The organism is Nocardia sp. Root136 (genome assembly GCF_001427185.1).
Lineage (GTDB): Bacteria > Actinomycetota > Actinomycetes > Mycobacteriales > Mycobacteriaceae > Nocardia > Nocardia salmonicida.
Genome location: NZ_LMFE01000001.1, coordinates 399,291 through 412,249, shown reverse-complemented (window position 1 = coordinate 412,249; position 12,959 = coordinate 399,291). Strand labels below are relative to the sequence as shown.

General features: G+C 65.3%; 14 protein-coding genes. 8 read left to right on the top strand and 6 right to left on the bottom strand.

Going from position 1 to position 12,959, the window contains the following annotated elements:
- Window positions 1-419 precede the first annotated feature (419 nt).
- A complete protein-coding gene (locus ASD42_RS02035; protein ID WP_056815181.1) occupies window positions 420-1,673 on the top strand; it encodes a PucR family transcriptional regulator in 1,254 nt (417 codons plus the stop codon).
- 12 nt (window positions 1,674-1,685) lie between these two features.
- Here ASD42_RS02035 and ASD42_RS02030 read toward each other — a convergent pair whose 3' ends face one another.
- Complete coding sequence (locus ASD42_RS02030; RefSeq protein ID WP_056809558.1) at window positions 1,686-2,486, bottom strand: adenylate/guanylate cyclase domain-containing protein; 801 nt, start codon at window positions 2,484-2,486, stop codon at window positions 1,686-1,688.
- Between the two features lie 541 nt (window positions 2,487-3,027).
- Here ASD42_RS02030 and ASD42_RS02025 point away from each other — a divergent pair.
- Window positions 3,028-4,227: a PucR family transcriptional regulator gene (locus ASD42_RS02025; protein ID WP_056809555.1), complete on the top strand. Its 1,200-nt coding sequence runs from the start codon at window positions 3,028-3,030 to the stop codon at window positions 4,225-4,227.
- On the opposite strand, the gene ASD42_RS02020 is transcribed toward ASD42_RS02025, so the two are convergent.
- The gene (locus tag ASD42_RS02020; protein ID WP_156677371.1) at window positions 4,228-4,803 is read right to left on the bottom strand and encodes a DUF6968 family protein; all 576 of its coding nucleotides are present in this window, start codon (window positions 4,801-4,803) and stop codon (window positions 4,228-4,230) included.
- A gap of 301 nt (window positions 4,804-5,104) precedes the next feature.
- Here ASD42_RS02020 and ASD42_RS02015 point away from each other — a divergent pair, with 301 nt between their 5' ends.
- Entirely contained in the window at window positions 5,105-5,440 is a 336-nt protein-coding gene (locus ASD42_RS02015) for a hypothetical protein (RefSeq protein ID WP_056809550.1), read from the top strand.
- A 42-nt stretch (window positions 5,441-5,482) separates the two neighbouring features.
- On the opposite strand, the gene ASD42_RS02010 is transcribed toward ASD42_RS02015, so the two are convergent.
- Complete coding sequence (locus ASD42_RS02010; protein ID WP_056815179.1) at window positions 5,483-5,965, bottom strand: NUDIX domain-containing protein; 483 nt, start codon at window positions 5,963-5,965, stop codon at window positions 5,483-5,485.
- A gap of 145 nt (window positions 5,966-6,110) precedes the next feature.
- Here ASD42_RS02010 and ASD42_RS02005 point away from each other — a divergent pair, with 145 nt between their 5' ends.
- Window positions 6,111-6,629 carry a CinA family protein gene (locus ASD42_RS02005; protein ID WP_056809548.1) on the top strand — a complete coding sequence of 173 codons (519 nt, stop codon included), beginning with the start codon at window positions 6,111-6,113 and terminating at the stop codon, window positions 6,627-6,629.
- Between the two features lie 100 nt (window positions 6,630-6,729).
- On the opposite strand, the gene ASD42_RS35585 is transcribed toward ASD42_RS02005, so the two are convergent.
- The gene (locus tag ASD42_RS35585) at window positions 6,730-7,440 is read right to left on the bottom strand and encodes a hypothetical protein (protein ID WP_056809547.1); all 711 of its coding nucleotides are present in this window, start codon (window positions 7,438-7,440) and stop codon (window positions 6,730-6,732) included.
- Between the two features lie 371 nt (window positions 7,441-7,811).
- Here ASD42_RS35585 and ASD42_RS01995 point away from each other — a divergent pair, with 371 nt between their 5' ends.
- Window positions 7,812-8,351: an AAA family ATPase gene (locus ASD42_RS01995; protein ID WP_056809545.1), complete on the top strand. Its 540-nt coding sequence runs from the start codon at window positions 7,812-7,814 to the stop codon at window positions 8,349-8,351.
- 169 nt (window positions 8,352-8,520) lie between these two features.
- On the opposite strand, the gene ASD42_RS01990 is transcribed toward ASD42_RS01995, so the two are convergent.
- Window positions 8,521-8,838: a hypothetical protein gene (locus ASD42_RS01990; protein WP_056809542.1), complete on the bottom strand. Its 318-nt coding sequence runs from the start codon at window positions 8,836-8,838 to the stop codon at window positions 8,521-8,523.
- 333 nt (window positions 8,839-9,171) lie between these two features.
- Here ASD42_RS01990 and ASD42_RS01985 point away from each other — a divergent pair, with 333 nt between their 5' ends.
- The 3 genes from ASD42_RS01985 to ASD42_RS01975 all read left to right on the top strand — a co-directional run bounded on the left by ASD42_RS01985 (window position 9,172) and on the right by ASD42_RS01975 (window position 12,359).
- The gene (locus ASD42_RS01985; protein WP_056815175.1) at window positions 9,172-10,137 is read left to right on the top strand and encodes an alpha/beta hydrolase; all 966 of its coding nucleotides are present in this window, start codon (window positions 9,172-9,174) and stop codon (window positions 10,135-10,137) included.
- Window positions 10,138-10,504: 367 nt separating this feature from the next.
- Window positions 10,505-12,094: an alpha/beta hydrolase gene (locus tag ASD42_RS01980; protein WP_063893546.1), complete on the top strand. Its 1,590-nt coding sequence runs from the start codon at window positions 10,505-10,507 to the stop codon at window positions 12,092-12,094.
- Window positions 12,095-12,128: 34 nt separating this feature from the next.
- Window positions 12,129-12,359, top strand: coding sequence for a DUF1049 domain-containing protein (locus ASD42_RS01975; protein WP_056809538.1), 231 nt, complete (start codon window positions 12,129-12,131; stop codon window positions 12,357-12,359).
- Window positions 12,360-12,399: 40 nt separating this feature from the next.
- Here the strand turns inward: ASD42_RS01975 and ASD42_RS01970 are convergent, their stop codons facing one another.
- Window positions 12,400-12,903 (bottom strand): SRPBCC family protein, encoded by a 504-nt coding sequence (locus ASD42_RS01970; RefSeq protein ID WP_056809536.1) that lies wholly within the window; start codon window positions 12,901-12,903, stop codon window positions 12,400-12,402.
- Window positions 12,904-12,959: the final 56 nt, after the last annotated feature.

The following is a 12,959-nucleotide window of genomic DNA, read 5'->3' as shown; positions in this document are numbered from 1 at the left end:
CTGTGTGGCAGTAGAGGATTCAGTGGCAGGGTTCGGTCCGCGCATGCCGCCGGGACGCGGGTGCCGGCGATTCCGAGTTGGGCGCCCACATTGTCGCCGAGCGAAGCCGAGCTGGCCGAGCATCTCGCCCCCGATGCCTGCCACGCCCAGCGGTGGCTGAACAGTCTTCTCACCGAACCGGCCCGCACAATCGCCCGCTGACGCGACTCGGGGGCGCCGGTTGCCCACTGTCGTGGAGCCGACCCGCGCGCGTTCTCCGCCGAAACTGGAACGGATCTTTGCTGAGCATGGGGCCGAGGGCGTCGTCGGACACCTCGAATGCGGCAGCCAGGCCGTCGGCGACGTAGCGGCGTCGGGTGGCTCGTCGGTGCCGCAACTCGGCTCACAGGAATTCAGACCGTGGGTTGCATAATGACGTGGTGCATTCTGGTGATGGTCTGTTCGATCGACGCCTGTCCGACCGCGCGCGGGAAGTGATCCGCCAAGGTGCCGAGATCGCGCTGAACGCGCCGGATGAATGGCTCGACGAGCTCTATGACGCCACGCTGCTCAAGACCAGCCTTCGCGCCATCGCCGGGGATCCGTTGCTGGCCGAGGCGGTCCGGCGCGTCAATCGTGCAAACCTGCTGCACTGGGCATCGGCCAATGTGGCCGATCCGGGGATGCCGGTGCCGATCAACCTCGGCGCCGACCAGATCGCCATCGTTCGCGACCTGGTCCGCCGTGGGTTGAACGAGGCCGCTCTACAGGCATATCGCGTCGGTCAAGACGTCGCCTGGCGACGGTGGATGTCCATCATCTTCATCCTGACGACCGACCCGTTCGAGCTACAGGAGGTCTTCGAGGTTTCCGCCGTGTCGATCGCCGGTTTCGTCGACGGCACCATCGAGGCGATCACCGAGGTCATCGACGACGAGCGGGACGAGCTGGCACGTGGCTCGTATGCCGAACGGCGAGAGATGATCTCGCTCATTCTCGAAGGCGAACCGATCAATGTCGAGCGTGCTTCGATCAGGCTCGGATACCGGCTCGATACGACCCATACCGCCGCCATCGCCTGGAGTGGCATTCCCGGCGCCGAGCTGGAGGAACCGCATCGGGTGACCAGGGCGCTCGCGCAGGCCGCCGGTGCGGCGACGGCACTGAATCTGCTCGCCAGCGCGGCCACCCTGTGGGTGTGGGTGCCGGGCCCCACCCCGCCCGATATCGCGACCCTGACCGATGCGATGGACCATATCCCCGGGGTGCGAATCGCCATCGGCTCGACCGGTCGAAACGTCGCGGGTTTCCGGACGAGTCACCTCGACGCGCAGGCCGCGCACCGAATCCTCGCCCGCCCGCACAGCACGCGGCGTCTGGTCACCTTCGGCGAAGTGCAACTGACCTCGCTGATCACCGAAAACGGTGCTCAGGCCGACCGTTTCATCAAGTACACCCTCGGCGAGCTGGAACATGCCGACAGCGAACTACGCGAATCGGTACTCGTCTACATCAATGAGCAATGCAACGCCACCCGCGCCGCGGCCCGCCTGTTCACCCACCGGAACACGATTCTGCGCAGGCTCGCCCGCGCGGACGAGTTACTGCCTCGTCCCTTGGCGGACAACAGCGTGCACGTCGCGGTCGCGCTGGATGCGCTGTACTGGCGGCAGAGCACGCCACAGCCGATGTGAGCTCGGTACGGATTACTGCGCCGCGCCTACCGGGGTGAGGCGGTGAGTGCCGCGCAGGCCCTTGAGGGTGGCGTCGCGAGGGGTCCCGATCGTGAGATCTGTCGTGCTGCCGATGGCTTCCAGTACCGGCTCGCTGACGAGGACTTCGCCGCCCTCGGCCTGTGCGGTGACGCGCGCCGCCATGGCGACGTTGCGGCCGAACAGATCGTCACCTCGGCGGACCGAGGAACCCATGTGGATGCCGATCCGGACTCTGAAATCGGTGTGGCCGCGCGATGATTCGGCGTCCTTGGTCAGCGCCGCCTGGATGGCGAGTCCGCAGGAGACTGCCCGCTCCGGCGCGGCGAAGGCGATCATGTACCCGTCGCCTTGGTTCTTGACCACATGGCCGGCCTGGTCCTGCACGCAGCGCTCGACGAGACGGTGGTGGCGATCGAGCAGCTTGACCCAGGCGCGGTCGCCGAGTTGTTCGTTGAGTGCGGTCGACTGCTCGATGTCGGAGAACATGATCACCACGTTGCCGTCCGGTGTCAGCCGTGCCAGGTCGGGGCGCTCGACCCGGGCCCAGCCGGCGAGGTCTTCGATGGAGGTCAGCACGGCGGCACGAAAGCCTTTGGCGCGCACCAGGTCCGCGGCCTGCCAGGCCGTCCGTACCGCCTCGCGACCGCCCACCATCAATCGCTGCGTGGTCGTCGACCGACGCGGGGATCTGCGCTTTCGCCGACTGCGGGCAAGCAGGATCGACAGGGTAATCAGGCCGGCGGCCTCACCGGCGGCGACCAGTGCGAGCACGGTGATCACGACTGTGGTCATCGGGCGAACCTCGGCGGAGTAGCGTAGCTGGTCGAACCCTGTAGCGGCTGCGCGCCCGAGCTGGTCACGGCAAAATAGTACACACGCGTTCACTCGAATTCGACACGGTGTGCGCGATGCTTGCCAGCGGTGCGGAGCATGAGGTGGGCGCCTGCGCGGCGTGGGCGGTCGGACTCCTTCTTTCCGTCGAACCCAAGGCTTGTACAGCTGCAATGCCTTTAGTGCGTGAACCCGGGTGCCGGTGGATCCCGCGACTGCGAGGCATGGCGGAGGTCGCGTCCGACGCGACGCGAACTGCGGCCATCGGGTCGATTCGATACCATCTCGGTGTACAGGTGGTGTCCGTGATCGACGACCGTTGATGCATAGTGCACAACGCGGATTCGATTCGGGTGCGAATCGCCATTGGAACGCGGGGTGTCGAGACCGCACGATGGAGCGCAAACACCGGAAAGTAGGAAATGTGCCCATGCCCGACAGCGTCCTGTCGGCCCGGATCGTGACGGTGGGAGGTCGGCCCTCGGTCGACTGTCTTCCCCCCGTGTCAACGATTTCGGGCAAGATCATGAGCCGATTCGTCGTCGACAGCGCACTACCCGCGAGAGTGCCCTTGGCGGCCCTGCGTCGCGATGTCACCGCGATGGTGAAGGCATGCCTGGAGCTGACCGCGCGGCTGTTGACTGGCGCGGACGCTTCGAAACCGTTGGACGATGTGCGTTTCGGCGTCATGGAATGGGCGCAAGAAGGTGTCCCCATCGACGCGATGCTCGAGGCAGTGCACACCGGCACTCAGATGGTGTTCGACCATCTCGTCGCACAAGCCGGGTCCGCCGGGGATCACGTGGCCGTGGCCGACGTGGCGCACGTGTTCGCCGGGCTCTCCAGCCGATTGGCTACCGCGATTTCACAGGCGTACTCGGGGGAGACGCGAGCGGCCGTGGACGACGACGTCGACGCTCTGGCCGCGGCCGTGATGGCCGGGAACGCGACACCGGCCATGGCCCGTGCCTGCGGGGTGCGGCTGGCCGAGAACTACGTCGTCTTCGCCGTGGCGTTCGTGCCACACCAGGAAGAGGCGGAGCCGCACCTGGATCGCCAGATCATCTCCCAGCGAACAGTTCGCCGAGTCAGAGCCGAGGTGTCGCGCCATGGCGGTGACCACGCGTTGATGCAGATGGGAGCCGGCACCGCGACCCTGCTGATTCCGCAGGACCACTTCGACCCCGCAGCGGCAGAGCAGTTCGTCGAGCACCTCGTCGCGGCGGCGCGGACGCGGGTACGTGCCACCTTCGTGTCGGTGGGAATCGGTGGCATTCGCGAAGCGGTCGAGCGCGTGCACGCGGTACTCGACATCATGCGTCGACTGCGCCGAGACGGGCTCGAGCACTTCGAGGGCCTGTCGCTGGAGTATCAGCTGTCCAGGCCGGGCGCGGCGGGGCGGCACCTTGCCGCGACGTTGGACCCACTCGACAAGCATCCGGTGCTGCTGGAGACGTTGAAGGCTTATCTCACGACCCGCTCCACGCGCCTGCGTACGGCGCATGTACTGCACGTACACCCCAACACCGTCGACTATCGGCTGAACAAGATCGCCGAGATCACCGGGTTGGACCCGCTGCACTCCGACGGGCTCTGGCGCCTGCGTTCTGCCCTCGTGGCCCGCATGGTCGGTGTCGGCGAGCAGGAGCCGGTCGAGCGCGGCGACCCCGATCAGCCCGCGCCCGCCGCGCAGGCTTGCTGATCACCTGCGGGTCGGTGCGCTCGGCATAGGCCAGTCCAGCGGTATTCCCAGGATGGCGCCCACCTCGCGGATCGCCGCCATCACCGCGTGGATCCCGTCGAATCCCTGCGCGAAGGCTTCGGTGCGCTCGTCGATACGGAACGGGCACAGGTAGGTCTGGGGGCGATCGGGATCTTGGCGGGGCCGTCCGATCGTGATCACCACCGGCCCCGCGGCCGTGTTGACGGCCCGTGCCCCCAGCTGCGAACCGAACTCTCTGGCCTTCGCCGCGGATCCTGCGGACTCGCCGATACGTAGGGGAGGAGCCTCGGGTTCTCTCGACGGGTCCGCGTCGGTCGGTCGAACTGCCGAGCCGACTCGGGCTGCCGCGTTCGGAATATCGATCAGTGCGGCGTAGATGGCGGCCAACCTGTCCGGGCCGTGGGCTCTGCGCGCTCGGGCACCTTCGACGTGGTAGGTGCACTGCCAGCGTTGCGTCGTGTGGTCCTGGTGGGGATCGGCGATCTCTACGCGCAGCTCCCGTTCGCCGGTTTTGAGGACACTGGCTATCGCTACCTCGTCGAGTGCACTGGTCACAAGATCCTCCTGATGGTCGTCGCTGTTGCGGGTCGCGTGCGATGCCCACCGGAACGGGTTGGTCAACGCTCACAACGCCGACGGAGTTCGCTGTGCCCTGGTACATGGATGGGTGCGAGTCCTCAACCGGCCTCTTCGGACAGTTATCTATCTCACACAAGTGGCATGCTCGCTGGTACGGCTCACAAATGCGCCACTAGTAGCCGCTAATTAGCCATATAACTTCCTCGGTAGCCAACCGTTTTCTGCGAATATTCGGTAGGTTGACCACCGGCACAGAACAAGTTCGACAGGGGGGTCGATGGACGAGTACATGAGCAATACCCCGCGATCGCTCGACGGCGAAGGCGATGATCAGGTAGGACGGATTGTCGAACGCGGCTCGGATTTAGATGTCGAGTCATATGACAGTGAGACCGCTCATCTGCGCGACGTTGTGGATCAATTGGAATATGCGGTACAGGTCTGTTCGCAGGAGCGCATTCCGCTTCCCTTCGTATTGAACGAAGTCGAAAAGGCGCTCGGTGTGGTTCTCGACGATCTCGCCGCCGACTGGCACACCGACCTCCGTCTTCATCTCGTCGATTATGTGACCGCGGCATTCGCGAAGGACCACCTACAGCCACCGCTTACCTGACGACGACCTCGGCAGTCGTACCCACATGGCCGGTTCTCGATCTCAGGCGACACCGTATCCGTCTTCCGGATACGCCGATGACCGCTGGTTACGGGCTCGACGTGCGGCTGCCACGCGGCGAGTCATGATGTCCGGCAACCGCTTTGCGATCTCGGCGTCGTCGCACCATGCACAGCTTCGAAGTTCGTCGTCCTGAAGCGATATCGCCGAGACCTCGTCGGCGGTCAGCACTGTGCCGTCGAAGATCATCATTACTCCGTCATCGGGATATAGGCCTGGCGGAACCCGATCCACCACCAACAGCCGCCCTGGCGAGACGTCGAGGCCGAGTTCTTCGCGGACTTCACGGACAACGGCCGTATAGGGCGATTCGCCGGCCTCCACGACACCGCCCGGAATCTCCCAATAGTCCTTATAGGTCGGTTCGACGAGCAGTACCCGGTTCAACTCGTCGACGAACAACGCACCGGCACCCATCCGTTTGCGTGGGAACTTCGCAATGTCTTCAATTCGTTCGGACTTCATGAGGCACAACACTATCCGCGCTCATTACACGCAGGTTTGCTGTCGAACTCGCCGAAGGTCATGGGCAACGATTTGGGGAAGCGACGTAACCTCGGAACCACGGTGACGATCGAAGCGAGAGTGCGCGCGAAGGGAGAAGCAGATCATGGTCGTGGCAGAGCAGCTTGCTGAGGTTGCCGAACGGTGTGGGGTGACGGTCGCTGTCGCCGAATCGTTGACCGCGGGCAACGTTGCCACGGCGTTGGGAGCCGCACCGGATTCCGCGGTGTGGTTTCGTGGCGGGGTCGTCGCCTATGCCGCAGAGGTCAAACGGCACGTACTCGGGGTTCCTGATGTGCCGGTGGTGTCCGAGACCGCGGCGAGAGCGATGGCCGAGGGAGTGCGATCGCTGATGGACGCGGACATCGCTGTTGCCACCACCGGTGTCGGCGGCCCTGATCCGCAGGACGGCGAGGCTGCCGGTTCTGTGTGGTTCTGTGTGGTTTCGCGCAGCGATGCGCGGGCGAGTCACCGGCAATACGACGGTGATCCGGCGGAAGTTGTCGCTCTATCGGTGCAGTACGCGATCGAGTTGCTGCTATCGATGGCGAAAGCGGTTCACTCGCAAGACATTGACGGCGACCCGCCGTCGGGAGCTGGTACCGGGCCTGAGCTGCAACCCTGAGACCGGCGGAAGTCTGTGGAACCCTTCGGATCTCGGTTTGTCAGCCCGACGCCGAACCACACCCGCGCGAGTGTGGGTGTGGTTCGGGATGGGTCGGCTGTCAGCAGTCGCCGGTGCCCGCGTTTCCGGGAGCGCCGTTGACCAGGCCCGCGCCGCCGCTGCCCGCGGTGCCGCAAGCGCCGAGGGTGCCGTTGCCGGTCTGGGCCCCGCCGTTGCCGCCGTCTCCTCCGGCCCCGCCGGTACCGAGGATTCCGGTGCCGCCGTTGCCGCCGTGCGCGCCAGCGCCGCCGCTGTTGTTCGCGCCCGAGGCGTCGCCGCCGTTGCCCGCCTTGCCGCCCGCGCCGCCGGTATCGACGGCAAGAGCGTCGCCGCCGACGCCGCCGTTGCCGCCGGACGCCCCGTCGGTGCCCGTGGCGCCGGTCGCGCCCGCACCGCCGTTGCCGCCTTCGCCGCCTGCGCCACCGGATCCGCCGTCGGGACCACCGAGTCCGCCGTTTCCGCCGAGCCCGCCCGCACCCAGAACGCCGAGTCCACCACTACCGCCGTTGCCGCCCGCCCCGCCCGCGCCGCCGCCGTAGCCGTCGCCGCCGTTGCCGCCGTGACCACCCGGGCAGTTCTCGGTGCCTTGGCTGCCGTTGCCGCCACTGCCACCGGCAGGCTGCGAGGCGGTGCCGGGAGCGCCATCGGCGCCGTTCACGGTGTTGCAGGCGGCGAATGCGGGCGGTGCCACGGCGATCATGGCGCTGCTGGTCAGGACGAGACCGCCGAACAGTGCGGCGATACAGGTCCGTGCGCTGCGAGTTCTTGGCACAATACTGCTCCCCTATTGTCGAACGCTGCGGCCGATATAGCGAAATCGGCCATCGGGGGCGCGCGCATCATCGATCGGCCGATACGGTCGGAATCAAGGTGAATGCCCAGCGCGTCGCGGCGCATTCACGGGTGATCGCAGTGATCGGGCCGCCGCCAGCTGTAATCCGTTGCTGCCGAGATATTTACGAATGACAGTTTCGGGAGGCGAATATATTCTCGCCTCTGCTGGAGAGCCGAATCGAGCCTACGCTTGTAGTGCGACGTTTACTACTACCCGCGGCACCTGGGCAATTCACGAATTCTGTTTTCGGACAAGAGGAGAAGAAAAAGACTGGTTCTTGCCTGGTGGGCTGGCTAGGGTCCGTGTGCATGAGTGGCGAAGTGATCATCGTGACCGGCCCACCCGCTGCGGGAAAGACGACTGTCGCCCGCCTTCTCGCCGATGCGGCGGGTGCTCCGACGGTGCATCTCGAGACCGACCTGTTCTACCGGTCGATCCGCACAGGATTCGTCCTGCCGTTCCTTCCAGAAGCGCACCGACAGAACGAGGTGGTGATCGAGGCGATCGTCGTGACAGTCGCGGCCTACGCACGCGGCGGCTACGACGTCATCGTCGACGGGATTGTGGGGCCATGGTTCCTGCCACAGTTTCGGGCGCTCGCCGACGACGGTGGGCCGGCCATTTCCTATGTGGTCCTGCGACCTGACTTGGCCACCACGGTGTCTCGCGCGAGGCATCGCGTAGGAGACGAGTTGAAGGATCTGGAAGCGATCAGCGGCTTGCACGGCGCGTTCTCCGACATCGGAGACCTCGAGCAGCACACGATCGACACCGGGGGCCTGGATTCTGCGCAGACTGCCGACCGGGTGAGACGGGTTCTGGCCGACGGCACGCACCGGCTGGCCTGAAGCGAAATTGCTCGATCTGGAGTCGGCAACCACGCCGACATCCTTTTCCTCGATCGATCGACCGTCGCCCGCGCCGTCGCCCGCTTCGCGCAGTCCGATACCGATCGGGCCTGCTGAGACAGCGGCGCGGGAGGCAAGCGCATTCGCTGCCTCGGTCGGCTGAGCCGAACTACGCCTGGATGACCTCGATCCCCACCATCGCGTTGAGTGAGTCGCAACTCGCCCAGGACTGGTTCTGCCCGTACTGCGCGGGGCCGTACTTCCAGTAGACGAACGGCACGGGCCACGCGACACAGGTGAGCTTCACTTGATGCCAGGTCGGCAGCTCGCAGTTTGCCATCCCGCCGGTGTTGAAGACGTTGTACACGTGGCAGTTGGCCTGCCACACCGGTACGTCGGCTTGGGCTACGCCGCCACCGACGAGCGCAGCGGCAGCAGTGGCGGTGACAACAACGGCGCCAGCAGCGAGTCTCTTCGCAGAAAGCATGTCGAACCTCCTGAAATCGATGTTGTCTGAAAAATCGCTAGGTGGTCGAAAGTGTTACTCGACATATCCATGGTGGCGCCTTGGTGTCCGTCTCAATAAGCTAACTATCTGCGCCTTCGATCGACTGTCCTGTCAGTTTTCAACTGGGTCGCGGGCGATTGAAGGTTGTTTGCCACAGCCGTCGACGGAGAACCTGCGTTCGGTACTCGAGATCGACGCACCGCACCTGATGATGCAGACCCACCCCTAGCGGGTCACGAGGGTGATCACCGACGCTGTCGCCGAATTGGGTTGACCAGCAACACTGTTCACCACTACGAGAAGGGCGTCATCATGTCAGGCAATCCGTTGGGTATCTCGCTCGAGCAGGCAGCACAGGAGTTCGTCGATGCGACGTCGCAACCGCCGTTCCTGTACCAACTGACCCCGGAAGAGGGGCGCAAGGCGGTGGATTCGGTTCAGGATTCGCTGATCTCCAAGCCCGAGATCGACGAGGAGTGGGTCACCGTCGAAGGCGGCCCGACCGGCTCGGTGCGGGTGCGGATCGTCAAGCCTCGTGGCTCGACCGAGACGTTGCCCGTCATCGTCTACACCCACGGCGCGGGCTGGGTGTTCGGTGACGCGCACACCCACGACCGGCTGGTGCGCGACCTCGCCGTCGGCGTGCACGCGGCCGTCGTGTTTCCCGAATACGACCGCTCTCCCGAGGTGCGGTATCCGGTGGCCAACGAACAGTCCTACGCCGTCGCGACATGGGTTGCCGCTCATGGCGGTGAGAAGGGGCTCGACCAGTCACGCATCGCGATCGCGGGCGATTCGGTCGGCGGCAATATGGCCATCGCGCTGACCCTGATGGCCAAGGAGCGTGGCGACGTCTCCTTCGTGCAGCAGGTGCTGTTCTACCCGGTCACCGACGCCAATTTCGACACCGGCTCCTACCAGGAGTTCGCGGAAGGCTATTTCCTCACCCGTGAGGGGATGAAGTGGTTCTGGGACCAGTACACCACCAGCGCGGAGGACCGAGCCCAGATCACCGCGTCGCCGTTGCGGGCGAGTACCGAACAGTTGGCCGGACTTCCGCCCGCGCTCGTGATCACCGGCGAAGCCGATGTCCTGCGCGATGAGGGCGAGGCCTTCGCCGCAAAGCTGCGCACGGCAGGCGTAGCGGTGACCCAGGTGCGCTACGGGGCGATCATCCACGATTTCGTGATGGTCAACTCTATGCACGACACTCACGCCGCAAAAGCGGCCGTGGCCCAGGCGATCGCGACCCTGCGCGCCGCGTTCGACATCGCCTAGCCGTCCTCGCAATGGTTCTGCCCAGTGGTTGCACCGGAAGAGACTTCCTGATTTACCGGTGGTCAGCGGAAATTGCCGGTGTCGATCGCCGTTAATCCCGGGTCGCGGTGACATTCGGTCGTATCATCACCGAACTGCTGTAGCGCGGCTCCGGTTCGGCAGTGAATGCGTGTGCCGGTGAATCGTTGGTCGAATCACAGGGGAACAAATGAATTCCACGCGTGGGCACGACCGACATCGGACCACTGAGGATCCCCCGTCGCGCGACACAGCCGCCGACCGCCACCAGGAAAGTTCGGGCGCGCGACGGGGCTGGGAGCCCGCGAAACCTGCGTTTCGGCGTCGGGGGCTGACCTTCGGTGGGGCAGTGGGAGCGTTGGTGCTGGTGTGGTTGTCGCTGACGCCGTCATTACTGCCCAGAGGGCCGCTGTTCCAAGGAATTGTCACCGGCGCCGCGGCGGTGTTCGGATACGGTCTCGGCGTCGCCGTCGCCGCGCTGCTGCGGTGGATGCTGCACCGGCAGCCCAGGCCGACGCGTCCGGCGTTGTGGTGGGGGCTGGGAGTCGTCGCCGGCCTCGGTTCCATTGCCGCCCTCGCCTGGTTCGCGGATTGGCAACGCGACCTGCGTTCGCTCATGGGAGTGAGCGGGCTTTCCTGGCAGGCCTATCCGATCATCGTGGTGATCGCCGTCGTGACGTTCGCGGTGTTGATCGCGGTGGCGAGGGGGTGCTGGGCGTTGTCGCGATGGGTCGGTGGGCTCCTGGGGCGGGTGATGCCCACTCGCGTCGCCGCGGTGCTCGGCGGTGTGCTGGTCGCCGTGGTGGCTGTCCTCGCGGTCAACGGGGTGGTGGCCGACGTCGCGATGTCGCTGCTCAACGAAACGTTCAAGGCCGTCAACGAGAAGAGTGCGCCGGAGACGGAAGAACCTGTCGTCGCGGAGCGCTCCGGCGGTCCCGGCTCGCTGGTGGCGTGGGACTCGCTGGGCAGGCAGGGGCAGATCTTCGTGTCCAACGGGCCGACCGCGCTCGAATTGACCGCATTCAGTGGAAAGCCCGCGCGTGAGCCGATCCGTGTCTATACCGGGTTGGAATCCGCGGAGACCATCAGTGCCGAAGCAGATCTCGCGGTTGCCGAATTGCGACGTGCGGGTGGATTCGAACGCTCGGTCATCGGAATAGGGACCACGACCGGAACCGGGTGGATCAACGAGTCGACTGCCTCGGCCTTGGAGTATGTGGTCGGCGGTGACAGCGCGTTGGTGAGCATGCAGTATTCCTATCTGCCGAGTTGGCTGTCCTTTGTCGTCGACCAGGAACGTGCGCGCCGAGCCGGCCGCGCATTGTTCGAGGCTGTTCACGCCGAGTGGGACACACTGCCGGTCGATCGTCGGCCGAAACTGGTGGTCTTCGGCGAAAGCCTCGGATCCTTCGGTGGTGAAGCGGCGTTCTCCGGTATCCAGGACATGGCGGCCCGCACCGACGGGGTCTTGTTCGTCGGCCCCACCGCCACCAACCCGGTGTGGCGCGACGCCACCGCGCGACGGGACCCGGGTTCCCCGCAATGGCTGCCGATCTACCGCGACGGGAAGACCGTGCGATTCGTCGCCGACGCACCCGACCTCGCCCGTCCCGAACCGGCGTGGGGCTCGCCCAGAGTGGTCTACCTCCAGCACGCCTCCGACCCGATCACCTGGTGGACACCGCAACTGCTGTTTCAGAAACCGGACTGGCTCCACGAGGAACGTGGTCGCGATGTCCTGCCCAGCACCCGCTGGATCCCCGTCGTCACGTTCCTGCAGGTCTCGGCGGACATGGCTGTCTCGGTCGACGTGCCCGACGGACACGGTCATACCTTCCAGGCTGTGATCGCCGATGCCTGGGCCGCGATCCTGGCACCCCCCGACTGGACCGCGACCGACACCGAGCGATTACGAGAGATCCTGCGAGGCACCGAGTGAACACCATCCGATACCGAAGAGGAGAAGGATTCCGATGAACAAATCCGCCGACAAGCCGTCCCTGCTGCGTCGCGTCTCACCGACGCAATGGGTCGCGATCGGAATGAGCATCCTTGCCATCATTTTCGTCTTCGAGAACAGAGGAAAGGTATCTGTCGAGTTCCTGTTGATCACGATCAGTTCCCCGATGTGGCTGATCCTGTTGACGATGTTCATCGTCGGCTGGGTCGCCGGAGTTCTCACCACCCGTCGCGCCCGTCAATGAGTTCTCGCGTGCCGCTGTCGTCGGCGGTACCGGGCGCCGTTCAGTCGGTCGACTCGAGCTGCTGCTTGAGGTTGCGCAGGGTGCGGTGGATGTTCTTGCGCTGGAACTGCACGAAGGTGTCGCCGCCGGTGGCGATCCGGTCGAAGACTTGAACCACCGCGTTCGGCCAGGACTTGCGATCGTCGTGCCAGGTCTCGGTGACCCGGGTACCACCGTCGGCCGCCTCGAATCGGTACTCCCAGGTCGCGATACCCCCGCGAAGCCATGGCCGTCGCACGCCGATCGCCTCGACCCGAAACGCGAACACCTTCCCGGGCACTGCCGCGATCACCACGCAACGGGTCACCCAGCGAGCGAAGCCCCGCTTGTTGAATCCTTCGAATTCCATTCCCACATAGGTGGACTCACGCGCCTGGGTGACCCGTGCTCCGCGGTTCTCCGGACTCCACCGACCCATCAGGGTCGGATCGCTGACTTGCTGATAAACAGACACCGGATCGGCAGCGATGTCGATGCTGTCGAGGACGGTCGTGGTGCGACTCATGGACTCGAACCTATCCGACCGAGCGGGTGCTTCCGACGAGAGCGGGTGTCAGTTCG

Excerpts from the sequence above, each read along its gene's own strand:
- ASD42_RS02030 (WP_056809558.1), bottom strand. The coding sequence starts at position 2,486 with ATGACCACAGTCGTGATCACCGTGCTCGCACTGGTCGCCGCCGGTGAG.
- ASD42_RS02015 (WP_056809550.1), top strand. The coding sequence starts at position 5,105 with ATGGACGAGTACATGAGCAATACCCCGCGATCGCTCGACGGCGAAGGC.
- ASD42_RS02010 (WP_056815179.1), bottom strand. The coding sequence starts at position 5,965 with ATGAAGTCCGAACGAATTGAAGACATTGCGAAGTTCCCACGCAAACGG.
- ASD42_RS02005 (WP_056809548.1), top strand. The coding sequence starts at position 6,111 with ATGGTCGTGGCAGAGCAGCTTGCTGAGGTTGCCGAACGGTGTGGGGTG.
- ASD42_RS01995 (WP_056809545.1), top strand. The coding sequence starts at position 7,812 with ATGAGTGGCGAAGTGATCATCGTGACCGGCCCACCCGCTGCGGGAAAG.
- ASD42_RS01990 (WP_056809542.1), bottom strand. The coding sequence starts at position 8,838 with ATGCTTTCTGCGAAGAGACTCGCTGCTGGCGCCGTTGTTGTCACCGCC.
- ASD42_RS01985 (WP_056815175.1), top strand. The coding sequence starts at position 9,172 with ATGTCAGGCAATCCGTTGGGTATCTCGCTCGAGCAGGCAGCACAGGAG.
- ASD42_RS01975 (WP_056809538.1), top strand. The coding sequence starts at position 12,129 with ATGAACAAATCCGCCGACAAGCCGTCCCTGCTGCGTCGCGTCTCACCG.
- ASD42_RS01970 (WP_056809536.1), bottom strand. The coding sequence starts at position 12,903 with ATGAGTCGCACCACGACCGTCCTCGACAGCATCGACATCGCTGCCGAT.